General features: G+C 70.4%; 27 protein-coding genes. 14 read left to right on the top strand and 13 right to left on the bottom strand.

What is annotated here, in order from left to right:
* Positions 1-40 precede the first annotated feature (40 nt).
* Both QSK25_RS18390 and QSK25_RS18385 read left to right on the top strand, forming a co-directional pair.
* Positions 41-583, top strand: a complete 543-nt coding sequence (locus tag QSK25_RS18390) for a DUF4240 domain-containing protein (protein WP_285639750.1) — start codon at positions 41-43, stop codon at positions 581-583.
* Positions 583-909, top strand: coding sequence for a hypothetical protein (locus tag QSK25_RS18385; protein WP_285639749.1), 327 nt, complete (start codon positions 583-585; stop codon positions 907-909). Before QSK25_RS18390 ends, QSK25_RS18385 begins: the two co-directional genes overlap by 1 nt.
* Here the strand turns inward: QSK25_RS18385 and add are convergent.
* From add to QSK25_RS18370, 3 genes are all read right to left on the bottom strand, one after another.
* Entirely contained in the window at positions 861-1,853 is a 993-nt protein-coding gene (gene add, locus QSK25_RS18380) for an adenosine deaminase (protein ID WP_285639748.1), read from the bottom strand. The genes QSK25_RS18385 and add overlap by 49 nt on opposite strands.
* A gap of 77 nt (positions 1,854-1,930) precedes the next feature.
* Positions 1,931-2,440, bottom strand: a complete 510-nt coding sequence (locus tag QSK25_RS18375) for a hypothetical protein (protein WP_285639747.1) — start codon at positions 2,438-2,440, stop codon at positions 1,931-1,933.
* Positions 2,441-2,493: 53 nt separating this feature from the next.
* Positions 2,494-3,246, bottom strand: a complete 753-nt coding sequence (locus tag QSK25_RS18370; RefSeq protein WP_285639746.1) for a dienelactone hydrolase family protein — start codon at positions 3,244-3,246, stop codon at positions 2,494-2,496.
* Positions 3,247-3,448: 202 nt separating this feature from the next.
* On the opposite strand from QSK25_RS18370, the gene QSK25_RS18365 reads away from it, so the two are divergent.
* The 4 genes from QSK25_RS18365 to QSK25_RS18350 all read left to right on the top strand — a co-directional run bounded on the left by QSK25_RS18365 (position 3,449) and on the right by QSK25_RS18350 (position 7,907).
* A complete protein-coding gene (locus QSK25_RS18365; protein ID WP_285639745.1) occupies positions 3,449-3,817 on the top strand; it encodes a DUF4180 domain-containing protein in 369 nt (122 codons plus the stop codon).
* A 51-nt stretch (positions 3,818-3,868) separates the two neighbouring features.
* A complete protein-coding gene (locus QSK25_RS18360; RefSeq protein ID WP_285639744.1) occupies positions 3,869-4,915 on the top strand; it encodes a threonine aldolase family protein in 1,047 nt (348 codons plus the stop codon).
* Entirely contained in the window at positions 4,912-6,030 is a 1,119-nt protein-coding gene (locus tag QSK25_RS18355) for a site-specific integrase (RefSeq protein WP_285639743.1), read from the top strand. The genes QSK25_RS18360 and QSK25_RS18355 overlap by 4 nt, the downstream gene beginning before the upstream one ends.
* 365 nt (positions 6,031-6,395) lie before the next feature.
* Positions 6,396-7,907 (top strand): M4 family metallopeptidase, encoded by a 1,512-nt coding sequence (locus QSK25_RS18350; protein WP_285639742.1) that lies wholly within the window; start codon positions 6,396-6,398, stop codon positions 7,905-7,907.
* A 76-nt stretch (positions 7,908-7,983) separates the two neighbouring features.
* Here QSK25_RS18350 and QSK25_RS18345 read toward each other — a convergent pair whose 3' ends face one another.
* On the bottom strand, positions 7,984-8,433 hold the full coding sequence (locus tag QSK25_RS18345; RefSeq protein WP_285639741.1) for a YybH family protein: 450 nt from the start codon (positions 8,431-8,433) through the stop codon (positions 7,984-7,986).
* A 103-nt stretch (positions 8,434-8,536) separates the two neighbouring features.
* Between QSK25_RS18345 and QSK25_RS18340 the strand changes: the two genes are divergently transcribed.
* Complete coding sequence (locus QSK25_RS18340; RefSeq protein WP_285639740.1) at positions 8,537-8,911, top strand: YciI family protein; 375 nt, start codon at positions 8,537-8,539, stop codon at positions 8,909-8,911.
* Positions 8,908-10,083, top strand: a complete 1,176-nt coding sequence (locus QSK25_RS18335) for an RNA polymerase sigma factor (protein WP_285639739.1) — start codon at positions 8,908-8,910, stop codon at positions 10,081-10,083. The genes QSK25_RS18340 and QSK25_RS18335 overlap by 4 nt, the downstream gene beginning before the upstream one ends.
* On the opposite strand, the gene QSK25_RS18330 is transcribed toward QSK25_RS18335, so the two are convergent.
* From QSK25_RS18330 to QSK25_RS18320, 3 genes are read right to left on the bottom strand one after another with little or no spacing between them, the layout of a single operon-like run.
* Positions 10,055-10,741, bottom strand: coding sequence for a histidine phosphatase family protein (locus QSK25_RS18330; protein WP_285639738.1), 687 nt, complete (start codon positions 10,739-10,741; stop codon positions 10,055-10,057). The two genes, QSK25_RS18335 and QSK25_RS18330, sit on opposite strands and share 29 nt — an antisense overlap.
* A 9-nt stretch (positions 10,742-10,750) precedes the next feature.
* Positions 10,751-11,578: an undecaprenyl-diphosphate phosphatase gene (locus QSK25_RS18325; RefSeq protein WP_285639736.1), complete on the bottom strand. Its 828-nt coding sequence runs from the start codon at positions 11,576-11,578 to the stop codon at positions 10,751-10,753.
* Positions 11,575-12,624 (bottom strand): LLM class F420-dependent oxidoreductase, encoded by a 1,050-nt coding sequence (locus QSK25_RS18320; RefSeq protein ID WP_285639734.1) that lies wholly within the window; start codon positions 12,622-12,624, stop codon positions 11,575-11,577. The genes QSK25_RS18325 and QSK25_RS18320 overlap by 4 nt, the downstream gene beginning before the upstream one ends.
* A 72-nt stretch (positions 12,625-12,696) precedes the next feature.
* On the opposite strand from QSK25_RS18320, the gene QSK25_RS18315 reads away from it, so the two are divergent.
* From QSK25_RS18315 to QSK25_RS18305, 3 genes are all read left to right on the top strand, one after another.
* The gene (locus tag QSK25_RS18315) at positions 12,697-13,662 is read left to right on the top strand and encodes an aldo/keto reductase (protein WP_285639732.1); all 966 of its coding nucleotides are present in this window, start codon (positions 12,697-12,699) and stop codon (positions 13,660-13,662) included.
* Between the two features lie 232 nt (positions 13,663-13,894).
* Entirely contained in the window at positions 13,895-14,551 is a 657-nt protein-coding gene (locus QSK25_RS18310; RefSeq protein WP_502881867.1) for a YncE family protein, read from the top strand.
* Complete coding sequence (locus QSK25_RS18305; protein WP_285639731.1) at positions 14,548-14,760, top strand: DUF5703 family protein; 213 nt, start codon at positions 14,548-14,550, stop codon at positions 14,758-14,760. The genes QSK25_RS18310 and QSK25_RS18305 overlap by 4 nt, the downstream gene beginning before the upstream one ends.
* Here QSK25_RS18305 and QSK25_RS18300 read toward each other — a convergent pair.
* Positions 14,753-15,685, bottom strand: a complete 933-nt coding sequence (locus QSK25_RS18300) for an aldo/keto reductase (protein ID WP_285639729.1) — start codon at positions 15,683-15,685, stop codon at positions 14,753-14,755. The genes QSK25_RS18305 and QSK25_RS18300 overlap by 8 nt on opposite strands.
* A gap of 229 nt (positions 15,686-15,914) precedes the next feature.
* On the opposite strand from QSK25_RS18300, the gene QSK25_RS18295 reads away from it, so the two are divergent.
* From QSK25_RS18295 to QSK25_RS18285, 3 genes are all read left to right on the top strand, one after another.
* Positions 15,915-16,637, top strand: coding sequence for an MmyB family transcriptional regulator (locus tag QSK25_RS18295; RefSeq protein ID WP_285639727.1), 723 nt, complete (start codon positions 15,915-15,917; stop codon positions 16,635-16,637).
* A gap of 46 nt (positions 16,638-16,683) precedes the next feature.
* On the top strand, positions 16,684-20,313 hold the full coding sequence (locus QSK25_RS18290) for an nSTAND1 domain-containing NTPase (protein WP_285639725.1): 3,630 nt from the start codon (positions 16,684-16,686) through the stop codon (positions 20,311-20,313).
* A gap of 189 nt (positions 20,314-20,502) precedes the next feature.
* Positions 20,503-20,946, top strand: coding sequence for a hypothetical protein (locus QSK25_RS18285; protein WP_285639723.1), 444 nt, complete (start codon positions 20,503-20,505; stop codon positions 20,944-20,946).
* On the opposite strand, the gene QSK25_RS18280 is transcribed toward QSK25_RS18285, so the two are convergent.
* The 5 genes from QSK25_RS18280 to QSK25_RS18260 all read right to left on the bottom strand — a co-directional run bounded on the left by QSK25_RS18280 (position 20,927) and on the right by QSK25_RS18260 (position 25,978).
* Positions 20,927-22,030: a hypothetical protein gene (locus QSK25_RS18280; RefSeq protein ID WP_285639721.1), complete on the bottom strand. Its 1,104-nt coding sequence runs from the start codon at positions 22,028-22,030 to the stop codon at positions 20,927-20,929. The genes QSK25_RS18285 and QSK25_RS18280 overlap by 20 nt on opposite strands.
* Positions 22,031-22,043: 13 nt before the next feature.
* Positions 22,044-22,877 (bottom strand): alpha/beta fold hydrolase, encoded by an 834-nt coding sequence (locus QSK25_RS18275; protein WP_285639719.1) that lies wholly within the window; start codon positions 22,875-22,877, stop codon positions 22,044-22,046.
* Between the two features lie 63 nt (positions 22,878-22,940).
* The gene (locus QSK25_RS18270; RefSeq protein WP_285639717.1) at positions 22,941-23,729 is read right to left on the bottom strand and encodes an SDR family oxidoreductase; all 789 of its coding nucleotides are present in this window, start codon (positions 23,727-23,729) and stop codon (positions 22,941-22,943) included.
* A gap of 13 nt (positions 23,730-23,742) precedes the next feature.
* Complete coding sequence (locus tag QSK25_RS18265; RefSeq protein ID WP_285639716.1) at positions 23,743-25,068, bottom strand: M20/M25/M40 family metallo-hydrolase; 1,326 nt, start codon at positions 25,066-25,068, stop codon at positions 23,743-23,745.
* A 19-nt stretch (positions 25,069-25,087) separates the two neighbouring features.
* A complete protein-coding gene (locus QSK25_RS18260) occupies positions 25,088-25,978 on the bottom strand; it encodes a glutaminase (protein WP_285640123.1) in 891 nt (296 codons plus the stop codon).
* Positions 25,979-25,986 lie beyond the last annotated feature (8 nt).

The raw sequence follows: 25,986 nt of genomic DNA, 5'->3' as shown, positions 1-25,986 counted from the left end.
GCGTCCAAAATTGTCAGACCCCCTCGCTAGCGTCTGCGGCATGGACCTGAACGCGTTCTGGGTCCTGATCGAGGGCTCCTGTGCGCAGGGTTCCGATCGGGACACCCGGCAGGAGTGGCTGGCCGCCGCTCTCGCCGTGCTGCCTGCGCGCGAGGTGGTGGAGTTCGCGGTGCGGCTCGACGAGGTGCGGCGCCGGGTCGACACGTGGGCGTTGTGGCACGCGGCCGCGGTGGTCCACGGCGGGTACTGCGGCACGGACTCGTTCTTCTACTTCCAGTCGTGGCTGATCGGTCTGGGCCGGGAGGTGTTCGAGTCGGTGGCCGCCGATCCGGACGCCTTGGCCGGTGTGCCGGAGGTCCGGGCGTTGGCGGCGCGTGGTGGCACGCACGCGTGGAGCGGTGCGCAGTGGCCGGAGTGGGAAGGCCTCGCCTACGTGGCCGCTGAGGTGGTGGGTGAGGACGCGTTGCCGGCCGGGTTGTCGTCGGATCCGGTGCCGGCCGGTGTGCCTTGGGATTTCGCTGACCCGGCGGAGATCGCCGCTCGGGTGCCGCGGTTGGGCTCGTTGTTCGGGAAGGTGGCGTGATGGACGTGCCGGTGGACGTGGTGGTGTGGCGGGCTCCCGGGCCGGAGTCGTTCGCGGAGGCGGCGGCGCGGTACGCGGAGTTGCGCTCCTCGCCGCTGGGCGCGTTCGACCCGGCGGTGGCGGCGTTCGTGCGCGAATTACGGCAGACCTCGCCGGATCCTTCGTCCGAGGTGTCGTGGGACGAGGCGTTGACGGTGGGGGTGGACGCCGTGATCGTGCACGTGGTGTGGCCGGGCCGGCGGCAGGTGCTGGATCTGGTGGCGTTGCTGGCGGCCCGTCACGGGCTGGTGTGCTTCGAGCCGGCTCGCCAGGCGGCGATGTCCTGACGCAGCGCGGTTTTCGTGGTCTGCGGGGCGAACGAGGCGTCCACGGCGTTGGTGGCGATGCGGGCGAGCGTGTCGTCGTCGAAGCCGAGGTGCTCGCGCAGCAGGCGGTACTCGTCGGTGAGCGTGGTGCCGGTGGAGGCGGGGATGTCGGTGCTGAGCGTGACGGTCAGCCCGGCTTCGAGCAGGTGTGGCAGCGGATGAGAGGAGATGGAGTCGACCAGTCCCAGTGCGACGTTGGACGAGGGGCATGACTCGAGCGGGATTGCGCGGTCCCGCAGCAGGGCGACGACCTCGGGGTCTTCCAGCGCCCGGAACCCGTGCCCGATGCGGTCGGCCAGCCCGACGGTGACGGCCTCGGCGACGCTGGCGGCCCCGCACGACTCGCCGGCGTGGTGCACGAGTCCGATGCCGGCGTCGCGGGCGGCGCGGAACACGGCGGTGAACGGGGTGAGCGGGTGGTCTTCGGCTCCGGCCGTGCCGATCGCCACGACGTGCGGGTGTGCCCGCGCGAGCCGCAACGAGTCCTGAAAACGCGCGACCGACCGTTTCCTGGGGTGGTCCACGATCACACGGCATTCGATGCCGTGGGCGGCCTGTCCTGCGGCGAGCCCGGACAACACCGCTTCGAGCGGCATGTCCGGATCACCGAGCCGTTCACCGTGCGCTGCGGCGGTGAACGTGACCTCGGCGTACCGGGTCCCCTGCGCTGCTTCCTCGGCGCAGAACTCGTACGCGATCCGGTGGAAGTCCTCGGCTCGCCGCAGGCAGTCCCGCACGGCCCCGTTGTGGGCGGCGAACCGCGCGAAGTCCGCGAAGGCGCCGATCTGCACCGCGGGCACGTCGACGCCGTGGTGTGCGGCGAGGTCGGCGAGGGTGTCCGCGCGGACGGTGCTCTCGAGGTGGACGTGCAGGTGGGCCTTGGGCAGTGCCGCGAGGTCGAGCATGATCGCGACGCTACCCAGGACCGCCGGGCGCACGCCCGCGATTTACCTGCCCGTCCGCGTCGACCGGGCTTCGGCGCTCACGGGGTGCCGGCCGCCCTCACCAGGTCTTTCTGCTGTGCGATGAGCTGGACCAGGGTGGTGTTCTCCCGTTCGGTCTCGGGGGTGACCACCCAGATCCTCTGCCTGATCAGCACCGCCTCGTAGGCGGAGGACAAGGTCTCGTACGCGTGCGAGGGCGCCATCTCGGCCTCTCCGTAGAGGTTGAGCAGTGCCATGATCACCGCGTCGGCTCCGTCCTCCGGGCTGGTGGCACTGTCTTCGGAGTAGTCCCGCAGGAGCTCGTCGGCCTCGTCGGCATACCCGTCGGGCTCGCCGATCGTGTCGCGACCGGCGGCCACGGCCTCGTCGGCCAGGTCGAGGGAGCGCCGTGCGAAGTCGGCGATGGCGGGGTTGGTGTCCGCCAGGAGGTCCTGGTCGAACGTCAGGAGGTGCCGGATCGCTCGCACGGCGAGCGCGAAGCTCTGCCTCGGCGACAGGGCGTCGACCAGTGGCCGCACTTCGCGCATCTCGTAGTCCCACAGGTACATCTGCCACACGTTAGCGATCGCGCCCCCGCCCGCCCGACGCCGCGCGATCCCGCTCAGCTCGGGGTGTGCACTGTGGCCTCCCGTGCCCTTTCGGCGAGCCACCGCACCGCGTCGGCGAGTTCGTGGCCGGGGACGTCGCCGTGCCCGCCGGGGTTGGCGTGCAGGGTTTTGCGGGGTGTGGCGAGGGCGTCGAACAGGGCGAGTCCCGCCGGGCGGGCGATGAGCCGGTCGTCCCACTGCAGCAGGAACCGCACCGGCACGGTGATCGACGCGGCGGCCGTCGTGAGTTGGTCGGTGGCGCCGATGAGACCGAACACGGCGGCGACGACGCGGGGTTCGGCGGCGACCAGGGGGATGCCGAGGGCGCTGCCCATCGACACACCCCAGAACACGGCGCCGGGCAGGTGCGCGAACTCGGGCAGTGCGAGCAGCGCGTCGAGCGCGGACCGCCATTCCGGGATCGCGCGGGCGGACTGCAGGGCGTTGTACTCGGCGACGAGCGGGCCGGCGTCGGTGCCCGCGGCGATGCGGGCGCGGATCTCGGTGGCGTGGTGCTCGTCGTCGGGGGTGCGTGGCCGGTCGCCGTGGCCGGGTGCGTCGAGGGTGAGGACGGCGAGTCCGGCGACGGCACACGCGTGGGCGCGGGCGCGGATGCCGGGGGCGTGTTTGTGCTGGCCGCCGCCGTGGGCGCTCAGGACGAGGCCGGTGGCGGTGCCGGGCGGGGTCCACAGGACGCCGGGGACGCCGTCGTGGACGAGGTCGCGGCCGGTGACGCCGTCGACGGAGGCAGAAGTGGTGAAGTGCATGGTGGTTCGCCTTTCGGGACGCTGCTGGAGCGCTCCCGGGGCGACGCGCGACGGTGGCGTCAGGCCGTGGGCTGGAGGGAGCGCCCATTCACATGAACCGCGTTGATGGGACTCACCTCCTCTGGCCGGTCGCGACGCGATCACCCTAGCAAGCGGTATTGCGCGCGACACCGGGTGCGGGGCGCGGCTAGGTTTCGGTGCCATGCCTGATGTTGTGCAGACGCGCCACGGCGCGACGGTGCTGATGTGCGCCGAGGACGGTCCGACGATCGGTGACGAGCAGTCCGTTGTGGACTTGATCGGCACGTTGTGGGGGCAGGACGTGCAGTGGATCGCGTTGCCCACGCGGCGGTTGTCGGAGGACTTCCTGGTGTTGCGCACGCGGGTGGCGGGCGCGGTGGTGCAGAAGTTCCAGCAGTACGGGTTCAAGGTCGCGGTGCTCGGGGACGTGGCGGAGCAGGTGGCGGCGAGCACGGCGTTGCGGGACTTCGTCTACGAGTCCAATCGGGGGCGGCAGTTGTGGTTCGTGGCGGACGAGGCGGAGCTGGATGCCCGGCTCGGCGCTGCCTGACCACGCCGAACGGACCTATTGCCACTGACTTGCAATAGGTAGCGTCGGGTCATGGACGTTCGCCGCTCGTTGTCGCAGCACAGTGGTCCGCGCAAGTCGCCGTTCGAGGTGCTGCGCCGGCTGGCCGAGCACGTCACGCCGGACACGCGACCGGAGGATCCGGTGCGGGAGCTGGAAGAACGGGTCGCGGGGCTGCTGGGCAAGCCGAAGGCGCTGTTCTTCCCGTCGGGGACGATGGCGCAGCAGGTGGCGTTGCGGGTGCACGCCGAACGGACGGGCCGCAAGGCGTTCGCCGGGCATCCGCAGACGCATCTGCACGTGTGGGAGAACCAGGGCTACAACGCGCTGCACGGTTTGCGTTTCCACCCCACCGGCGACCGCAACGAGCTGATGGGTCTCGACGACCTCAAGGCGGTGCACGAGCCGGTGGCGGCGGTGGTGTTCGAACTGCCGCAGCGCGACATCGGCGGTGTGCTGCCGGAGTTCGCCGATCTCGCCGCGCAGACCGGGTGGGTCAGGGGCACGGGTGCGGCGGCGCACTGCGACGGGGCGCGGTTGTGGGAGGCGCAGACCGGCTACGACGCGTCGCTGGCGGAGATCGCGGCGTTGTTCGACACGGTGTACGTGTCGCTCTACAAAGGACTCGAAGGCGTGCGGGGCGCGGTCCTCGCCGGAGACGACGACACGATCGCGCAGGCCTCGGTGTGGCGGCGGCGGATGGGCGGGGCGCTGGTGGACGCGTGGCCGCTGGCGGCGATCGCGTTGCTGGGCATGGACACGAACCTGCCGCGCATGCCCGAGTTCCGCGACCACGCCCAGGCCCTCGCGCACGCGATCAACGCCGACGGGTTCGCGCACACCGTGCCGCGGGTGCCGTCCACTCCCCTGTTCCACGTGCACCTGCCGATGTCACGCCACGACGCGCAACGGGCGGCGGGGCACCTGCTGCGGGAGACGGGGATCAAGCTGTTCCTCTACGCGAGGTCGAACCCGGATCCGGGTCGCAGCAGCTTCGAGGTGAGCGTGGGGATCAGCGGGCTGGAGTTCACGCCGCGCGAGGTGGCGGAGTTGATCAGAGGACTACCATCGCGGGTGTGAGCCTGCCCGAACCCGTTGTGCACGCGCTGGTCAGGGTGTCGCACTCGGTGCTGATCGACGCCGGTGCGCTGCAGAGCGTGCGCGAGCGGTTCGACGACGAGCAGGCGGCGTCGCTGGGCACCTACCTGCGCAGCGCGCAGTCGCCGAACACGGTGCGGGCCTACCGGTCGGACTGGATCGCGTGGGCCGGGTGGTGCCAGGCGGAGGGCAGGCAGGCGTTGCCCGCGGATCCGCTGGACGTGGCGGTGTACCTGGCGGTCGCGGCGGACACGGTGAAGCCGGACGGGTCGCCCGCGTTCGGGGCGTCGACGCTGGAACGCAAGTCGGCGGCGATCGCGGCGGTGCACGCGGCGAACGGGCTGCCGAGCCCCACGCGCAGTGACGTGGTGCGGTTGACGCTGCGCGGTATCCGCCGCACCCGCAAGGCGCAGCCCCGGCGCAAGCGGCCGGTGCTGCTCGACACGCTGGAGGCGTTGCTCGCGGAACGCCCGCAGGACGGCCCGGCGCGCACGCGCGACGCGTTGCTGCTGCTGGTGGGGTTCGCGGGGGCGTTGCGGCGCAGCGAGCTGGCGGCGATCGAGTTCGAGGACGTGTCGGTGGACGTGGATCCGCGCACGCACGAGCCGTTGCTGCTGATCCGGCTGGGGACGACGAAGACCGACCAGACGGGCCGTCATCAGCAGCAGGTGGTGCTGCCGCGCGGTAGCCGCAGGCCGACGTGCCCGGTGTGCGCGTTCGCGGACTGGTCCGACGTCCTCGACGGCCGCGAGATCACCGAGACCGGCCTGCACCGCTGCCACGGCTTCGCGCAGTCCTCACGCCAGGGGGCAGTGTTCCCGATCATCAACCGGCACGGCGGCGTGAGCGGCAAGGCGATGTCGGGGCGTGCGGTGGCGGAGCTGGTCAAGCGCTACGCGGTGCGGGCGGGCCTGGATCCGGCGTTGTTCGGCGGGCACTCGCTGCGGGCGGGGTTCGCGACGCAGGCCGCGCTGGGCGGGGCGAGCGACCGGGAGATCATGCGGCAGGGCCGGTGGACGAACCCGCGCACGGTGCACCGCTACATCCGCACGGCGAACCCGCTGGAAGACAACGCCGTGACCCGCCTCGGCCTGTGAACCTGTGACTCAGCTCTCACTCTGCGTAGTTAACTGTAAACAAGATCCCCTCCGGCAGGGCTGAGCCGGACGGCGCAGCGCGTTACGCCACGAGAACGAGCATCCCGTGAAGTTTCCGTGGTGTTTCCACGCCGTTTGAGCTGCTCTTATGTCCCGCCATTCGGACAAAAACCGGGGTCCTGACCAGCGACTCGACGCGAATCATGAATCGATCTCGCATTCTGGGAGTGGCTGGTCGCATGCACCCAGAGCAATACGATCACCACGCCCGGTCATCGACGATGGCCGGGCTGTTCCAACGGTGATCGCCCGGCACCCCTGTAACGCCGCGGCGGCCACTCCCTGCACCGGAACAAGGAGCGTTCATGAAGCGCAAAACCCTGGGCATCACCACCGCCCTGGTGACCGGAGCGGCACTCGCCGCCACGGGCACGCTGGGAGCCAACGCCGCACCGCAGCCGAGGCCGCAAGAACAAGCTCTGCACGCGGCGGCCGAGCAGGCGGGGACGATCTCCTCCGCCCTCGGCCTGTCCGGCGGCGAACAACTCGTCCCGCGCGACGTCGTGCGCGACGCCGACGGCACGCACCACCTCCGCTTCGACCGCACCCTCAACGGCCTGAAGGTCATCGGCGGCGACCTCGTCGTCGCCCAGAAAGCAGGCAAGGTCACGAGCGTGACCAAGGCGTCCGAGGCCTCCCTCGCCGGCCTCGACACCTCCACGCCCGCCACCACCTCGAACGGCACGCTCGTCGTGTTCGCCGTCGACCGCGCCCCCACGCTGGCCTGGGAAACCGTCACGCACAGCGTCAAGGACGACCAGACGCCCAGCGAACTGCACACCTTCACCGACGCCCGCACCGGCGCAACCCTGCTGACCTACGACGGCGTGCACCACGTCGAAGGCACCGGCCAGTCCACCTACAGCGGCACCGTGCCCGTCAACACCACCCAGTCCGGCGCCACCTTCCAACTCAAGGACCCCGCGCGCGGCAACCAGGCCGTCAACAACCTGAACAACGGCAGCGGCACCGGCACCCTGTTCACCGACGCCGACAACAAGTGGGGCAACGGCACCTACACCGACAAGGCCACCGCGGGCGTCGACGCCGCCTTCGGCGCCGCCAAGACCTGGGACTACTACAAGGAAGTCCACGGCCGCAACGGCATCAAGAACAACGGCCAGGGCGCCCTGAGCAAGGTCCACTACGGCAACAACTACAGCAACGCCTTCTGGACCGACTCCTGCTTCTGCATGACCTACGGCGACGGCGCCCAGAACCGCAACCCGCTGACCAGCATCGACGTCGCCGCCCACGAGATGAGCCACGGCGTCACCTCCGCCACCGCCGGCCTGATCTACTCCGGCGAGTCCGGCGGCCTCAACGAGGCCACCAGCGACATCTTCGGCTCCACCACCGAGTTCCACGCCGCCAACAGCGCCGACACCGGCGACTACCTGATCGGCGAGAAGATCAACATCCGCGGCGACGGCAAGCCGTTGCGCTACATGGACAAACCGTCCAAGGACGGCAAGAGCCTCGACTACTGGTCCTCCAGCGCCGGCAGCGTCAACGTCCACTACTCCTCCGGCATCGCCAACCACTTCTTCTACCTGCTCGCCGAAGGCAGCGGCCAGAAAACCATCGGCGGCGTCACCTACGACTCCCCCACCGTCGACGGCCAGCCCGTCACCGGCATCGGCCGCGCCAAGGCCGAGAAGATCTGGTACCGCGCCCTGACCACCAAGTTCACCTCCAGCACCAAGTACGCCGCCGCCCGCACCGGCACCCTCGCGGCCACCGCGGACCTCTACGGCGCCTCCTCACCCGAGTACGCGGCCGTCGACCGCGCCTGGGCGGCGGTCAACGTCAAGTAGCTCCGCCGCCGGTAAAGCGCCGAGGCCCGGACCGACCCCCTGCACGGTCCGGGCCTCGGCACACCCCCGCCGACGGTCAGGGCTCCAGATCCGTCGCCGCCAGGAACGACCCCTCCATGTGGAACGGCACCGAGTCGTGCGCGTGCGTCACCAGCCACCGGCCGTCACGCCTCTCGAACCCCACCGTGGTGCGCATCCACATCGAAAACCCCTCCGGGTAGCCGACCGGCACCGCCGCCAGCCGCGCCAACCCGTGCGCGAACGCCACGTCCCCCGACACCACGACCGTCAGATCGCGGTGCTCCAGGGTGATCGGCCCCTCGAACCCGGCCATCCACCCCGCCAGCGACTCCACGTCCCGCGCGTCCAACGGCGAGTTGCGCAGCGGCGGCGCCAACGTCGCCGTCACCACGTCGCCGGCGTAGCGGGCCACGATCCGCGCCGGGTCACGCAACCGCATGCCCTCCTCGTGCTCGGTGAACAGCCCGCGGATCGCGGCCTCGTCGACAGTCAGCGTGCGGGTCATCTCAGTACCTCCGGCTCGGTGTGACACCCCGGTGTCGAAACAAGACCCGCGGTCTCGACATGGCGGTGAGAAGATCTTTCGCAAGCCACGAGCGGAGGCCGACGTGAAGTACCTGATCCTCATCTACAGCAACCCCAAGTCCCGCGCCGCCTGGGAGAAGCTGACCGAAGAGCAGCAGATGAAGTTCGGCCAGGACCACTACGACCTCAGCGACAAGCTCCGCGCCTCCGGCGAGCTCATCGTCAGCGAAGGACTCCCCGGACCCGAGACCGGCAAGGGCGTCAGCATCCGCAATGGCGAGGTCGTCGTCACCGACGGGCCCTTCGCCGAGGCCAAGGAGTACCTCGCCGGCTTCTACCTCGTCGAAGCCGACACCATCGACCAGGTCATCGCCCACGCCGCCACCCTGCCCGACGCCCACAACGACGGCATCGAGGTCAGGCCCGTGTGGGACATGTCCATGCTGGACGGCGCGTGAACCGAGAGATCGAGGGCCTGCTGCGCACCCTCGCGCCGCAGGTCCTCGGCGTCCTCGTCCGCCGCCACGGCCAGTTCGACGTCTGCGAGGACGCCGTGCAGGAAGCCCTCCTCGCCGCCACCCAGCAATGGCCGGCAGAAGGCATCCCGGACAACCCCAAGGGCTGGCTCATCACCGCGGCCTCACGACGCTGGATCGAGCAGTACCGCTCCGACACCGCACGCCGTCAGCGCGAGGACAAGGTCATCGCCCTCACGCCACCACCACCCGACCCCGTACCCGCACAGGACGACACCCTCACGATCCTCGCCCTGTGCTGCCACGAGTCCCTCACCACAGCATCACAGACAGCCCTGACACTGCGCGCCGTCGGCGGACTCACCACCGCCGAGATCGCCCGCGCCTTCCTCGTCCCCGAAACCACCATCGCCCAGCGCATCAGCCGCGCCAAGCAGAAGATCAAACAATCCGGCGCCCAGTTCCGCCCACCCCGCGACCTCACCGCCGTCCTGCACGTGCTCTACCTGATCTTCACCGAGGGCTCCACCGCCAGCTCCGGCAACGACCTGCTACGCGTCGACCTCACCGCCGAAGCCCTCCGCCTCACCCGCCAGCTCCACCGCCGCCGCCCGGAAGGCGAGGTCACCGGCCTGCTCGCGCTGATGCTGCTCACCGACGCCCGCCGCCCCGCCCGCACCGACCCCCACGGCGCCCTCGTCCCCCTCGCCGAGCAGGACCGCACGAAATGGGACCGCGAAGCGATCGCAGAAGGCACCCAGCTCGTGCACCACGCCCTCACCACGCAGCAGATCGGCCCCTACCAGCTGCAGGCCGCGATCGCGGCCGTCCACGCCGACGCCGGCAAAGCCGAAGACACCGACTGGACCGAGATCCTCGGCCTCTACGACCTGCTCACCGTCACCGCACCCGGCCCGATGGTCACCCTCAACCGCATCGTCGCCGTCGCCATGGTCCACGGCCCCGACCGAGCACTACGAGAACTGTCCACACTCGACCTCGACCACCACCGCGTCCACGCCGTGAAAGCACATCTCCTCGACCTGCAAGGAAAACACGACGAAGCCCGCCAGGAATACGAGAAAGCAGCCGCACTAACGCTGAGCGTCCCGGAACAGCGCTACCTCAGGCACCGGTCGCGCCACCCACGGTAGCGTCCGACGACGGCGCCTCCTTCACAGCAGGCACCACCCCCGACAGATCCCCGCCGTTGTCATTGGTGCGCAACACGAACGGCCGCGTCTGCGTGTACTGCACCACCGAGATGGAACACGGGTCCACCACGATCCGCTGGAACCCGTCCAGATGCACACCCAGAGCATCCGCCAGCACGGCCTTGATCACATCACCGTGCGAACACAGAACCCACACCGCAGAAGGACCATGCTCCTCGGCGATCCGCGCATCATGCGCCCGCACCGCGGCCACCGCACGCGCCTGCACGTGCGCAAGACCCTCACCATCAGGAAAAACAGCGGCGGAAGGGTGCTGCTGCACAACCGCCCACAAAGGCTCGTCGTACAGATCCTTCAACGCCTTACCGGTCCACGCGCCGTAGTCCACCTCGGACAGATCCGGCTCCGTCACCGCCACCAACGAACGATCGGCCAGCAACGGCGCCAACGTCTCCCCACACCTCTGCAGAGGAGACGACACCACCGCGCTGACCGGCACGTCCTTCAACCGACCCACGAGCGTCCGGGCCTGCGCCTGCCCCCGCTCGTCCAAACCCACCCCCGACGAACGCCCGGCGAGCACACCGGACCCGTTGGCGGTCGAACGAGCATGTCGAAGCAGGATCACCGTGGCCACGACCCCACCTTAGATCGGCTGCAACAACCCCATCGACAGCAGCCCCATCAGCACCAGGCCCAGCATCAACCGGTACCAGACGAACACCGAGTAGGAATGCTTCGACACGTACTTCAACAACCACGCGATCGTCGCGTACCCCACCACGAACGAGATGATCGTCGCCACGACCATCTGCGGAATCGACGCCTCCCCGGCCGCACCGGTGCGCTCCAGCACGTCCGGGATCGAGAACAAGCCCGCACCGAACACCGCCGGAATCGCCAGCAGGAACGAATACCGCGCCGCCGCCTCACGCGTCAGACCCAGGAACAACCCCGCCGTCAACGTGCCACCCGAACGCGACACACCCGGGATCAACGCCAGCGCCTGCGCCAGCCCCATCCCGATCGCGTCCTTCATCCGCAACTGATCACGCTGCTGCTTCGCCATGTGGTCCGCCAAACCCAGCAGCAGACCGAACACCACCAGCATCGTCGCCGTGATCCACAGGTTCCGCGCCGACGTCCGGATCTCGTCCTTGAACAGATACCCGAGCACCGAGATCGGCACGGAACCGATGATCACGTACCACGCGAGCTTGTAGTCCTTCTCCTTGCGCGCCTCCGCGCTGAAGAGGCCGCGGAACCAGGCGCTGATGAAGCGCCCGATGTCCTTGGCGAAGTAGATCAGCACCGCCACCTCGGTACCCAACTGGATCACCGCGGTGAACGAAGCGCCCGCGTCGTTGCCGAAGAACAGCGTCGACGTGATGCGCAGGTGCGCACTGCTGGAAATCGGCAGGAATTCCGTCAGTCCTTGGACGAGTCCGAGGACAAGAGCCTGCAACCAGCTCAACTACCCACTCCTGCCAGATCCAGAGCCTCGGCCGCGGTGCGAAGGCCCGCGATCCCCTGCTCCAGATCTTGCAGCATCGGCGAAACGGACAGCGTGGTGACCCCCGCGGCAGCGAGCGCCTTCATCTTGTCTGCTATGCGCTCCTTCGGCCCCAGCAACGACGTCGCGTCCAGGAACTCCAGCGGGATCGCCGCCATCGCACCCGCGTAGTCCCGGGCCAGGTACTTCTCCTGGATCTCCTCCGCCTGCGCCGGGAAACCCATCCGCACCATCAGGTTGTTGTAGAAGTTCTGCTTGCGGCTGCCCATGCCGCCCACGTACAACGCCGTGTACGCGCGCACCGGGTCCGCACACGCCTTCCAGTCGTCCCCGACGATCAAGGGCACCGTCGGCACGACGTCGAACCCCTCCATCGTCTTGCCGGCCTTCTCCCGCCCGGCCCTCACCGACGCCAGCGACTCCGCCGAGTACTCCGGCGAGAAGAAGATCGCCAGCCAGCCGTCCGCGATCTCACCTGTGAGCTCCAGGTTCTTCGGGCCCACCGCCGCGAGGTAGATCGGGATCTGGTCGCGCACCGGGTGCACCGTCAGCTGCAACGCCTTACCCGGACCGTCCGGCAGCGGCAGGGTGTAGTGCTCACCCTCATAACGCAGCTTCTCCCGCGTCAACGCCTTCTTGACGATCTCCACGTACTCCCGCGTGCGCGCCAGCGGCTTGTCGAACCGCACACCGTGCCAGCCCTCCGACACCTGCGGACCCGACACACCCAGCCCCATCCGGAACCGGCCACCCGACAACGTGTCCAAAGTGGCCCCGGTCATCGCGGCCATCGCCGGCGTCCGCGCCGGGATCTGGAAGATCGCGCTACCCACGTCGATGCGTTCGGTCTGCGCGGCCACCCACGCGAGCACCGTCGGCGCGTCGGAGCCGTAGGCCTCCGCGGCCCACACCACCGAAAAGCCGAGACGGTCGGCCTCTTTGGCCAGCTCAAGGTTCGCGGCGTCGTTGCCGGCGCCCCAGTATCCGAGGTTCAATCCGAGCTTCACGAACCGTGACCCTACCGGTCAGTAACACCGATTGCCAGGCTCACACGATGATCACCCCTTAGCATCGCGCACGTGGAACAGCGATACCTCGGCCGCAGCGGCCTCCGCGTGTCCAGGACGGCACTGGGCACGATGACGTGGGGACGCGACACCGACGCGGACGAGGCCGCCACCCAGCTCATGGCCTTCGCCGACGCCGGCGGCACCCTCGTCGACACCGCCGACGTCTACTCCGACGGCGAAGCGGAACGCATCCTCGGCACCCTCCTCGGCGAGATCGTCCCCCGCGACGAACTCGTCCTCGCCACCAAAGCCACCGCCCGCCGCACCGAAGGCCCCTTCGGCGGAGGAGCCTCCCGAGGCGCCCTGCTGTCCGCCTTGGACGGATCGCTGCGCCGCCTCGGCGCCGACCACATCGACCTCTGGCAACTGCACGCCTGGGACGCCGGCGTTCCCATCGAGGAATCACTGTCCGCACTGGACCTCGCCATCAGCTCCGGCAAAGTCCGCTACGCCGGCATCTCCAACTACAGCGGCTGGCAACTCGCCACCGCCGCCATGACCCCCACGACCTACCCCCTCATCTCCACCCAGGTCGAGTACTCCCTGCTCGAACGCGGCATCGAACGCGAAGTCGCCCCCGCCGCCCTGCACCACGGCCTCGGCCTGCTCCCGTGGGCACCACTGGGCCGCGGCGTCCTCACCGGCAAGTACCGCAACGGCACCCCGCCCGACTCCCGCGGCGCCTCCGCCCACTTCGCCGGTTACGTCGAACAACACCGCAACGAACGCGCCGCCCGCATCGTCCAGGCCGTCGCCACCGCCGCCGAAGGCCTCGGCACCTCCGCCCTGTGCGTCGCCCTCGCCTGGGTCCGCGACCGGCCCGGCGTCGTCGCCCCCGTCGTCGGCGCCCGCGACACCAACCAGCTCATCGCGTCCCTGGAAGCCGAAGCGCTCACCCTGCCCCCGGCCATCCGCGCCGCACTCGACGACGTCAGCGCCATCGAGCTCGCCTACCCCGAACGCCCGATGCCCTGACCTGCCACTTCATCGAAGAGGGCCGCCACGCTCGCCGAGGCGGCCCTCTTCTTTGTGTTTTGGTTCGTGTGGTCGAGGGGGTGTGGAACGAGCAATAGTTTTGGTCTACACTGAAGCTATAGAGAGAACCGCCAGCAGGCGGCCGAACGGGGTTTCCGCCTACCCCTTGCGTGACCTCGAAGCGAACGTCAGGGATGCTGGAGACCACCACGTTCCACAGGAGGACCCGATCTTGCGCCGGCTCGCTGCTCTGATCCTGACCACCGCCACGCTGACAGCGTGCGGCCAGAGCGAGGGGTCACAGGACCCGCTGCAGGTCGCGGAAACCCTCGAAGCCGCCAAACCGGCCCACTCCCCCGCCCAGAACGCCACCCCGCCCGGCGAGATCACCCCCGGCGGCACGTTCACCGAGGGCGACACCACGCTGAAGTTCCAGGTCAACGGCCGCAACGTCGAACTCGACCGCCTCCGCAGCGCCGTCTTCGAGATGACCACCGACGACAAGGGCGCCGAAACCCGCGGCGCCGGCCTGCGCGCGGGCGACGGCGCCACCAACGGCGTCCCCGACCGCTACGGCCGCCTGCTCGTCGTCGACACCCGCGGCGGCGAGTTCATCGCGTTCTCGATCAACCCGCTGATCATGCGCCAGCGCTACCCCATGCCCGGCACCCCGTACGGCATCGCCTACGACGCCAAGCGCGACATCGCGTGGATCACCCTCACCGAGCGCAACGAGGTGGTCGGACTCAACGTCGCCGGTGGAGAACCCGCCGAGAAGTACCGGTTCCCCACCGTGCGCCAACCCAACACCGTCAGCGTCGACCAGGAATCCGGACGGGTCACCGTGACGTCCGGCGACAACGGAGGGATACAGGTGATCTCGCCATGACCGAAGGGGTGATCGACGGAGACTGGGAGTACAGGCCACTGCGCCTGCCGCCCGGTGTCTCCCGCCGCGCCGCGACCACGCAGCTGGCCATCCAGGCCGAGTTCTCCGGCTGGGAACTGTCGCGCACGCTGCTCTACAGCGACGGCTCCCGCAAGATGTGGCTGCGCCGCAAGGTCCAGCCCGCCCTGGTGCCAGGCCTCATCACCTGACCACCAGGCCGTCCCCGAACGCGACGGGCTCGCACTCGTCGACGAAGTCCGCCGGAAAGCCCCGCACGAACGGGGCCGCCGCCTCCAGGCGCGCGACCGCTTCCGGCGGCAACACCACCTCGCCCAGGCAGTCCAGCACCTGCTCCGGCGTCCGCGCGCCCACCAACGGCAGCGCCCCCTTGCCGCGCACCCACGCCAACGCGACCTGCGCCGGCGTCACCCCCAGTTCCCCGGCGACCTCCCGCACCGCCCCCGCCACGGCCGCCTCCCGCTCCGACAGCCGCCCGGACCGCTGCGTGCCACCGGCCAACTTCCCCGCGGCCAGCGGAGCCCACGCCGCCACCGTCAGCCCCAGCGCCGACGCCATCGGCAGCAACTCCCGCTCCACGTCCCGCCACACCAGGCTGTACGGCACCTGCAGACCGGCGAAAGCCGACCAGCCCCGCCACTCGGCCAGCGTGTTCGCCCGCGCCACGACCCACGCCGGCGCGTCCGACACCCCGACGTAGAGCACCTTCCCCGCCCGCACCACGTCGTCCAACGCCCGCATCGTCTCCTCGACCGGCGTGTGCCGGTCCCACACGTGCACCCACAGCACGTCGACGTAGTCCGTGCGCAACCGCCGCAACGACCGCTCCAACGACCCCACCAGGTTCTTGCGGTGGTTCCCACCCGCGTTCGGATCACCGGGGTCGCGCGACAACGAGTACTTCGTCGCCACCACGAACCGGTCCCGCCGCCCCAGCACCGCGCCCAGCACCTCCTCGCTCTCGCCGTAGGCCGAGGCGGTGTCGAGGAAGTTCCCCCCGGCATCGGCGTACGCGTCGACCACCGGCCGCGCCACCTCCTCCGAACGCAACGTCATCGTGCCCAGCAACAACTCCGAGACACGCAGGCCGGTCTGCCCGAACAGTCGGTATCGCATGATCGACAGCATCGCCGCACCCACGGCGGTCCAGGGAGACCCGCTCAGGGCCCCTCTGGCCGGAGACGGCCGCGCACCGGAGTTCGCGATCCGGACCGGACGGGTGGGAGTCCCGCGCCGGGAACGCGGTGTGCCGGTGACGAACAGGTCGAGTGCTTCCGCAACGCCGCTAGGTGTGGCGCAAACCGGTCTGAAACGCCCCGGGGAACGAGCCCTAAGCTCACCCGCCATGGCCGACAACGCCCTGGGCCGCTTCCTGCGCGCCCGCCGCGAAGCCACCACTCCCCCGACCACCGAACGCCGCCGCACCCCCGGCCTGCGCCGCGGCGAACTCGCCGACCGCGCCGGCATCAGCGTCGAATACCTCACCCGCCTCGAACGCGGCACCGACCGCTCCCCCTCCGGCCAGGTCCTCACCTCCCTGGCCGACGCCCTCGCCCTGAGCGCCGACGAACGCGTGCACCTGTACCGCCTGATCAAGGCCGGGTCGACCTGCTCCCCCGCCCCGCCGCCACCGCTGCGCCCGACGATCCTCGCCACGCTCGCCGCCCTCGAACCCACCGCGGCCGCCGTCCTCACCCCCGCCCTCGACGTGCGCGCCTGCACCGGCGGGTTCCGCGCGATCTCCGGCCTCGGCGGCGAGCAGAATCTCGCCCGCTTCGCCTTCAGCGAGCCCGCGCGAACCCACTACCCCGACTGGGACGCCATCGCGACCGACCGCGCCCGGGCCCTGCGTGCCGCCGCGGACCTGGGCGACCACTCCGCGGCGGCACTCGCGTTCGAACTCTCCCTCACCTCCGGCGCCCCCTTCACCAGTCGTTACGACACGGCGGCCGCCCTGCCCCCGGCCACCGGCACCGAACGCTGGGGACCTCACCTCCTGGTGTTCGAGTCTTTGCACGTAACGGGTGAGGCCGAACACCGCCTGGTGATTTATTTTAGTCAACACTGAAGCTATAGAGAATGACGATATTCCAGCGGATGGAACAATTCCCGTCATGCCTCGCCCGGAGAAGCCGCTCGACCCGTTCGCCGGGCCCGTCCAGCAGTTCGCGTTCGACCTGCGCAAGCTCCGCGAGAAGGCCGGCTCCCCCGGCTACCGCGAACTCGGCCGCCTCAGCCACTACTCCGCCAGCACCCTCGCCGACGCCGCCCGCGGCCAGCGACTCCCCAGCCTCGCCGTCGCGCTCGCGTTCGTGCGGGCCTGCGGCGGCGACGAAGACCTGTGGGAGCGGCGCTGGCGTGAGATCGGCGAGGCCGAAACCGAGACGCACGGCGCCGACTCCCCCTACGTCGGCCTGAAGGCGTTCTCCGTCGACGACGCGGACCGCTTCTTCGGCCGGGAACGGCTCCTCGGCAAGCTGCTGGGCAAGCTCGAGCACCACGACGTCGTGCTCGTCGTCGGCGCGTCGGGGTCGGGCAAGTCGTCGCTGCTCAGGGCCGGTCTGCTGGCCCGCACGGACGGCGAGCTGATCACCCCGGGCACCCACGAGACGCTCCCCGAGACGGACGCGCTCCTCGTGGTCGACCAGTTCGAGGAGATCTTCGCCCTCCCCCACCGCAATGAGTTCATCGCCGCCCTCACCCGGCGCACCGCACACACCGTCATCGGACTGCGAGCAGACTTCTACGGCCACTGCGCCCGCCACCCCGAGCTGGTCAAGGCCGTCGAGGACGCCCAGGTCCTGGTGGGACCGATGACGACGGACGAGCTGAGGCGGGCCATCACCCAACCGGCCGTCGAGGTCGGCTGCGCGCTGGAGACCGGCCTGGTGGCCAGGCTGATCGCCGACGCCACCGGCGAGGCGGGCGTGCTCCCCCACGTCAGCCACGCGCTGCTGGAGACGTGGCACCGCAAGCGCGGCAACACCCTCACCCTCGCGAGCTACCACGAGAGCGGCGGCATCGCCCGCGCCGTCGCCAACACCGCCGAGAAGGCCTACAACGACCTCGACGAGTCCCGGCAGCGGCAGGCCCGGCAGGTCTTCCTTCGGCTCATCACCCCCGGCGAAGGCACCGAGGACACCAAACGGCACGTCAAACGGTCCGAACTCGCCGCAGACGAGGTCGTCGAACACCTCGCGGACGCGCGCATCCTCACCGTCCACGGCGACAGCGTCGAGATCAGCCACGAAGCCGTCATCCGCAGCTGGCCCCGCCTCAAGGACTGGGTCGCGGAAGCCAGGGACGACCTCCGCGTGCACCGCAGGCTCACCGCCGCGGCCGCCGACTGGGAGGCCCACGGCCGCGACCCCGGCTCGCTGTACCGGGGAGTCCCGCTCACCCAGGCCACCGACTGGACCCAGCGAGACCCCGGCGCCCTCAACGCCCTGGAACAAGCCTTCCTGGACGCCAGCAAGGCCGCCGTCGAACGTGACCTCGCCACGGACCGACGCCGCACCACGAACCTAAGGCGCGTCGTAGCGCTGCTCGCCACACTGCTGCTGGTGGCCACGACAGCGACGGTGTTCGCCGTGCGAGCGCAACGCCAGACCACCGAGCAACGCACCATCGCACTCGCCCAGAAGGCCATCGCCGAGGCCGACGACCTCGAGGAACGCGACCCCGGCCTGGCGAGCCAGCTGCGGCTGGCCGCCTACCGGCTCACCGGCATCCCCGCCGCGCGCGACAGCCTGCTGAGCACGTTTGCCGGACCGCAGGTCACCGTCGTCAGCGGCCACGCGGAGCCGGCGTCGTTCGCCCTGTTCAGCCCCGACAAGAAGCTCCTCGCCACCGCGGGCGACGACCGCACGCTGATCATCTGGGACTTCACCGACCCCCACCACCCCACCGAGCTCAGCCGCGTCCGCGCCGGCGACCACGCCACCCACGGCATGGCGTTCAGCCCGGACGGCAGGACCATCGCCGTGGCCGGGTGGGACGGCCTCGTCCGCCTCTTCGACGTGTCCGACCCGCGCAAGCCCGTCGAGAAGGCACGCATCTCCGGCCACGACGGCCAGGTGCAGGCCGTGGAGTTCACGCCGGACGGCCGATCGCTGGTCAGCAGCGGTGAGGACAAGACCGTCCGCGTCTGGGACATCACCGGACCCGCCACCCTCACCCGCACCCTGCAGGGCCACACGTGGCTCGTGCACGCGATCTCGATCAGCACCGACGGCACGCGTCTCGCGTCCGCCTCCTGGGACCGCACGGTGAAGCTCTGGGACCTCACCACCGGCGCACTGCTCGCCACCATCTCCGGCGACTTCCCGGTCTACGCCGTGGCCTTCTCCCCCGACGGCCGCACGGTCGCCAGCGGCGCGGCCAACGACGTGAGCCTGTGGGACGTCACCGACCCCCGCGCCCCCGTCGGCATCGGCAAGGCGAGCGGGCACACCTTCGACATCCACACGGTCGCGTTCTCCCCCGACGGCAGGTTCCTCGCGAGCGGCGGCGGCGACAAGAGCACCCGCCTGTGGGACGTGCGCGACCCGCGCAACGTCCAGCTCGTCTCCGTGCTCGGAGGTCACAGCGACGCCCTCTGGTCGGTCGCGTTCAGCTCGGACTCGCGGCACATGGTCACCGCCACCACCGATGCCGAGGTCAGGGTGCTCGACCTGGCCAACCTCACCTACCCGCACCACCGGGAGACGATCTGGAAGCTCGACTACGACAAGCGCGGGCGGTACTTCGCGGGCGTCTCCTCCGACGGAGCCACCAAGCTCTGGCGCCCCGAGGACCGGCACGCCCAGGAGATCTCCACGCTCCCGGTGTTCGCCCCGGACGACGATGCGCAGACCATCGACATCAGCCCCGTCGGTGACGTCATGTTCGGCTCGACCTCGAAGTACGCCGCGTTGTGGGACGTCAGCGATCCCGCCAAGCCCCGCGAGCTCACCAGGGCGATCACGTTCAACGCCCCCGTCGTCGCCGCCGCCTTCAGCCACGACGGCAGGATGCTCGTCGCCGCCGACGAGGACGGCGTCGTCGAGCTGTGGAACGTCGCCGACCCGGCCGAGCCGGTCAAGGTCGGCGGGTTCGCCGTCCCCGAGACCGACACGGTGTGGCAGCTCGAGCTGTCCCAGGACGACCGCACGGTGGTCATCGCGAACGGCAGCCGCGAACTCCTGATCTGGGACGTGAGCGACCCCGCGCACCCCAGGGCGCACCCGGCGCTGCAGACCGACGAGAACCCGAGCCCGATCCGGCGCGGCGGCCAGGCCGGCCGCGAGGAGGTGTTCACGGTCGCCGTCAGCGGCACCGTCGTGGCGTTCGCGAACCAGGGCGCGAGCGGCGCGCTGTACGACATCAGCGATCCCGCACAGCCGCGCAAACTCGGCACCCTGCCCAACGACGGCGGCCCGCTGCAACGCCTCGCCTTCTCCCCCGACGGCACCCTCGTCGCGGCCGGTACGACCGACGACGTCGTCCGCGTGTGGGACGTGCGCGATCCCCGCAACCCCCAGGTGCGGGCAGTGCTGCACGGTCACACCGAACGGGTGTGGGGCGTGGCGTTCGCGCCGGACAACCGGACGCTCGCGACCGCGGGAGCGGACCGCACCGTCCGCGTCTGGGACCTCGACGCCGAGGCCACCGCCGCCCGCGTGTGTGCGACTACGACGGCGCACCTGTCCAGTCGTCATTGGGACCACTACTTCCCCGGTGTCGACCCGAGGCCACTCTGCTGAACAAGGAACGCTCCCCTCTCTTCTACACCACGTTTGTAGTGCGAAAACGTTGTGTGGTGTCGGTGTCGGGGCGCCTTACAACAACGTTCGTCCAACGCGGCGGCCCGAACCCGGGAAGGTGAGACATCAGTCAACACTGAAGCAATAAAATTCACCGAACTGGTTGTAGATGTGATCAGATTCTGGGTCATGGAGCTCGTGCCGCACGAAGTCGGGGTCGCTCACAGCGCACTGCCGCACGACGAAACGTCCGCCCGCGCCCTGCTCGCGCAAGCCGCCGCGCAGGGCCTGCACACAGTCGTCGTCACCGCGGAGGAAGGTGACGAACGCGCGATAGCCGTGCTGCGCGAACTGCGCGCGGAGTACCACACCGAGGACGGCCGCATCACGGCCCAGCTCGACACGGACGCCGAAGGCCAGTTGCAGCACCTCTGGGGACTCACCGCGGACGAACGGGCCGCCTGGCTCGCCGCGTTCCCCCGCAACGACGACCCGAACTGGTGGATGCACCGCCTGCTGGTGCTCAACCACCACCCGGAGTGGGCGCCGCTCAAGGACTGGCTGGTCGACGAGCACGTCCGGCTCTTCGGCCGTCCGCCCGGCCGCCGCCGTCCTAGCGCGGCAGGCCGCTGAAGTCGGGCTGGGTGAACCGCTGGATCCAGGGGATCGGGTCCTCCTTCGGGGTGTCCCGATCCGGCTGGACGGCGGCGAAGGTCAGCACCGGCACGCGCGGCACACCGACCGCGATCACGTCGTCGTGCGTGCCGGCGATCCACATGACGCCCGTGTCCGCGATGTTCGCGATCACGCTGAGCTCGGGCACCACGAACTGCACCAGCGCCAGCCTGCCGTCGGGCAGCTGGGCGAGCCCCGCCACGTTCTGGTTGGGCTGCCACGGGAACAGCGTCACCGTCACCGGCGTCCACTGAGCCGAGTTCTCGACCGCCCGCACCGCGTCGCGGTACCAGCGGCTGATCTCGGTCGCGGTCGGGATGCCGAGCAGGCCCAGCACCAGCACGAGACCGCCGACGACCAGCCCGGCCGGTGCGAGCGGGAACAGGCTCAGCAGCACCAGCACCGCGCCTGCTCCCGCGGGCACGACCGCCCACAGCCACGCCCGCTCGCCCCACCGGAAGCCCTGGAACGCCTGCGCGGTCGCCGGGTCGTCGAGCGGACGGCCGAGAGGCCGCTCCTCCCGTTCGCACGCCGGGTGCTCCGGGTCCGGCGACCGGTCGACCTTGGCGTTCTCCATCTTCGCGAACCCGGCGGCGCGCACCACGGCCCTGCCGTCCGCGTCGGGCCCGCAGACGAAGACCTCTTCCCGTTCCAGCACCATGTCCGGCAGGTCCTGGAACCAGCCGCGCAGCACCACGCCGTCCGCCAGCCGCAGCCGGTCCGTGCCGTCGTCGTACTTCTCCAGGACCTGCGCCGGCACCCGCCGCCACGGCTGTTCCAGCAGGCCACGCCGCTGCGCCCGCGTCTCCACCCGGTACATCAGCGGCACCAGCCCGAACACGAACGTGATCAGCACCAGCACCACGAACGCGCCGAGGTTGCCCGGTGTCGACGCCAGCAACCAGCACGCCACGGCGCCCGCCCCGGTCGCCAGGGCGATGAAGCCGAGCGCCTTCGCACCCCAGCGCATGTCCCGCAGGATCAGGCCGGTCGACCAGTCGTCCTTCGCGGGCACGTCCGTGTTCGGTTCCAGGTACTGCACCACAGCCCCCCGGCTACGCCTTGGCGGCGACCTCCCGGATCAGGTTCGCGAGTTCGGCCGGCCGCTCCAGGGGAAGCATATGACCCGCGTCCGACAAGATCACCGACGTTCCGCCGAACCGGACCGCGTCCGACTCGGGCACCAGCCGGTCCTCGTCCCCCACCACGGCGACGACGGCCTTCTCCCCGGCCACCATCAGCCCCGCCTCGCGGTCGTAGCGGTCGACGGCGGGCCGGAACAACGCGACGGTCTCCGGCCAGTGCGCCCACACCATGTCCGCGGTGAGGTCCACGTCCTCGGGCGCGGGCTCGTCACCGAACAACCACCAGCGCAGGCCCGCGGTCTTGGTCGGCTCGATCTTCTCCCGCACCGCCCGCACCAGCGGCCCGAACGCCCGTTCCAGCTCCCGCACGAGCTTGCCGACGGCCTTGGGCCACGCCAGCGCCGTCTCGGACATGCCGCTCGCCGCCGTGGACACGAACACGTTGCCCAGCACGCGTTGCCGGAACAGCCGCGGCCGCCGTTCCGCCATCGCCAGCGCCGCCATGCCGCCCATCGAGTGCCCGGCGATCACGACCTGGCCCTGCGGCACGGCCCGTTCGATCAGCTCGCCGAGGTCCTCCCCCAACTGCTCGATCGTCGCCGTCTCCTTGGTCGCGGCGCCCGAATCGCCGTGCCCGCGGTGGTCGTAGGCGATGACCTGGAAGTCGGCGCTCAACGCGGCGACGACCTTGTGCCAGCTGCGGTGGTCGAGCGCGTAGCCGTGCGCGAGCACGACCGTCACCGCGGCGTCGGGGTCCCCCGCGCGCACCACGTTCAGCTCGGTCCCGTCCTCCAGCCGCACCATGCGCTGTCCTTTCGCCGTGTCGCCTGTTCGTCCTAACGAGACAACCCGGTTCCAGGACACGGTCTAAATGTGGCGGAGCACCACATCGGGTGGCCGCTGCCCGCCGCCGACGCCCGGCACGCCGCGGAACCCGTAGGCGGTGGCCTTCCCGCCGGGCTGGATGATCCACGCCTCTCCCGGCTGGCCGTCCGCGAGCACGTTCTCCACCGCGCCGGCGACGTCGGACGGCGTGAGCAGCGGGAACCCGGCCGCGGCGAACTCCTCCCTCGCCCCGCCCAGCAGCAACGTGTCGACGAACCCGGGGCACAGCGCGGAGACCGTGATCCCCTCCCCCGCCAGCGCCTGACCGGCGGCCCGCGCGTAGCCGACGACCGCGTGCTTGGTCAGCGTGTACAGCGGGTCGGACGGCATCGCGGTGAGGCCGGCGAGCGACGCGGTGATCACGATCCGCCCGCCGCCCTGGCGCCGCAACGCCGGCACGGCCGCGCACAGCCCGTACACGACGTGGTCGACGTTGACGCCGACGAGCTTGCGGTAGCGGGCGACGTCGAGCGCGTCGTCCACCCCGGCCTGGCCACCACCGGTCCCGGCGTTGAGCAGCACGACGTCGAGGCGGCCGAGCTCCTGCTCGACCTGAGCCACGACGGCGGGCATGGTGCCGGGATCGGTGACGTCACCGGCGACGGCGAGGCCGCCCACCGCGGACGCGACCCGTTGTGCCCCGGCCGCGTCGAGGTCGAGCACGGCGACGCGGGCACCCAGCTTCGCGAGCTGGTGCACGACGGCGGCACCGATGCCGCGCGCGCCCCCGGTCACCAGCGCGACCTGGCCGGTCAAGTCCACAGTGGACACGGCGATCACCTTGCTAACTGTTGCGCAGGAACCTGTCGAGGACCCGGACGCCGAACTTCAGGGCGTCCACCGGCACGCGCTCGTCCACGCCGTGGAAGAGCCCGGAGAAGTCGAGGTCGGCGGGCAGCTTCAACGGCGCGAAGCCGAAGTTGCGGATGCCGAGCTGCTGGAACGACTTGGCGTCGGTGCCGCCGGAGAGCATGTACGGCAGCACGCGGGCGCCCGGGTCCTCCGCGATGATCGACGCCGTCATGGCGTCCACCAGGGCGCCGTCGAACGTCGTCTCGACCGGCGGTAGGCCGACCCACTCGCGTTCCACGTCCGGGCCGAGCAACTCGGCGAGCTCGCGGTCGAACGCCTCCTCGCGGCCCGGCAGGATGCGGCAGTCCACTGTGGCCTCGGCGGTCGACGGGATGACGTTCGCCTTGTACCCGGCCGAGAGCATCGTCGGGTTGGCCGTGTCGCGCAGGGTCGCGCCGATCATCCGCGAGAGCGCGCCGAGCTTGCCGATCGAGCCCTCGACGTCGTCGTCGGGGAACTCGAGGCCGGTGATCTCGGTGACGCCGTCGAGGAACTCGCGCACGGACGGGCGGATGATCAACGGCCACTGGTGCTGGTCGAGCTTCGTGACGGCGGCGGCGAGCTTCGCCACGGCGTTGTCGCGGTGGATCATGCTGCCGTGCCCGGCGGTGCCCTTGACCCGCAGCTTGAGCCAGCGGATGCCCTTCTCGGCGGTCTCGACGAGGTACGCGCGCACGTCGTCCTTGAGCGTGATCGAGAACCCGCCGACCTCGCTGATCGCCTCGGTGACGCCCTCGAACAGCTCGGGCCGGTGCTCCACCAGCCACTTGGCGCCGAACAGGCCGCCCGCCTCCTCGTCGGCGAGGAACGCGAACACGATGTCGCGCGGCGGCACGACGTTCTCGCGCTTGAAGTGCCGCGCGAGGGCCAGCGTCATGCCGACCATGTCCTTCATGTCGACGGCGCCGCGGCCCCAGACGTACCCGTCCTGCACGGCGCCGGAGAGCGGGTGCACCGACCACTCGGAGGCGTCGGCGGGCACGACGTCGAGGTGCCCGTGCACCAGCAACGCGCCCCGGCTCGGGTCGGAACCGGCGAGGCGCGCGACGACGTTGCCGCGTCCCTTGGCGCCGGACTCGACGTAGGTGGTCTCGTAGCCGACCTCGGAGAGCTTCTCGGCGACCCACTCCGCGGCTGCGCGCTCCCCCACGACCGTCGCGGGGTCACCCGTGTTGGTCGTGTCGATCCTGATCAGCTCGCTGACGAGCGTGACGGCCTCTTCTTCTGCCAGTGCCAGTGCGTTCCCCGTTGTGCTCACCCCGTCTTCCTACCATCCGTCAGAACACGGACCAGCCTGTGAGAGTGGTGAAACGGTCCAGCGCGTCGACTCCGGCCACCGAGTTGCCGCGTGCGTCCAATCCTGGACTCCACACGCAGATCGCGCACTTCCCGGGGACGACGGCGATGATGCCGCCGCCGACGCCGCTCTTGCCGGGCAGGCCGACGCGGTAGGCGAACTGGCCGGCCGCGTCGTAGGTGCCGCACGTGAGCATGACGGCGTTGACCCGTTTGGCACCGCTGACGCCGAGCAGCCGGGTGCCGTCGTTGCGGACGCCGTGCCGGGCGAGGAACAGGGTGGCGCGGGCGAGGTCGGCGCAGCTCATCGCGATCGAGCACTGCCGCACGTACTCGCGCACGACGACGTCGACGGGGTTGCGCATGTTGCCGTAGGAGGCCATGAAGTGCGCGAGCGCGTGGTTGCGGTCGCTGTGGTCCAGTTCGGACTCGGCGACCTCGGGGTCGACGTCCAGGCTCGGGTTCCCGCTCTCCTGCCGCAGGAACTCCAGCAACCGGTCGGCCGCGCCGAGGCCGAGGTGGTCGGTGACGACGACGGCGCCGGCGTTGATGAACGGGTTGCGCGGGATCCCCTGCTCGGTCTCCAGCTGCACCAGCGAGTTGAACGGCGAGCCGGACGGCTCGCGGCCGACGCGGGTCCACACGTCGTCGTTCTCGGCGAGGGCCAGAGCGAGCGTGAACGCCTTGGAGATGCTCTGGATCGAGAACGGCCTCTCGTACCGCCCCGCGCCGAAGACCTCGCCGTCCAGTGTGGCGACGGCGAGGCCGAAGGTGTGCGGGTCGATCCGGGCCAGAGCCGGGATGTAGTCGGCGGCTGAGCCTCCTGGCGTGACCTCGGACGCGATGCGGTCCACCAGTTGCTGGAGCTCCATGCCGCTCA

Origin of the sequence: Lentzea sp. NBRC 102530 (assembly GCF_030269365.1) — a bacterium.
GTDB lineage: Bacteria > Actinomycetota > Actinomycetes > Mycobacteriales > Pseudonocardiaceae > Lentzea.
The sequence above is the reverse complement of the archived record's forward strand: the minus strand, read 5'-3'. Positions and strand labels throughout refer to the sequence as shown.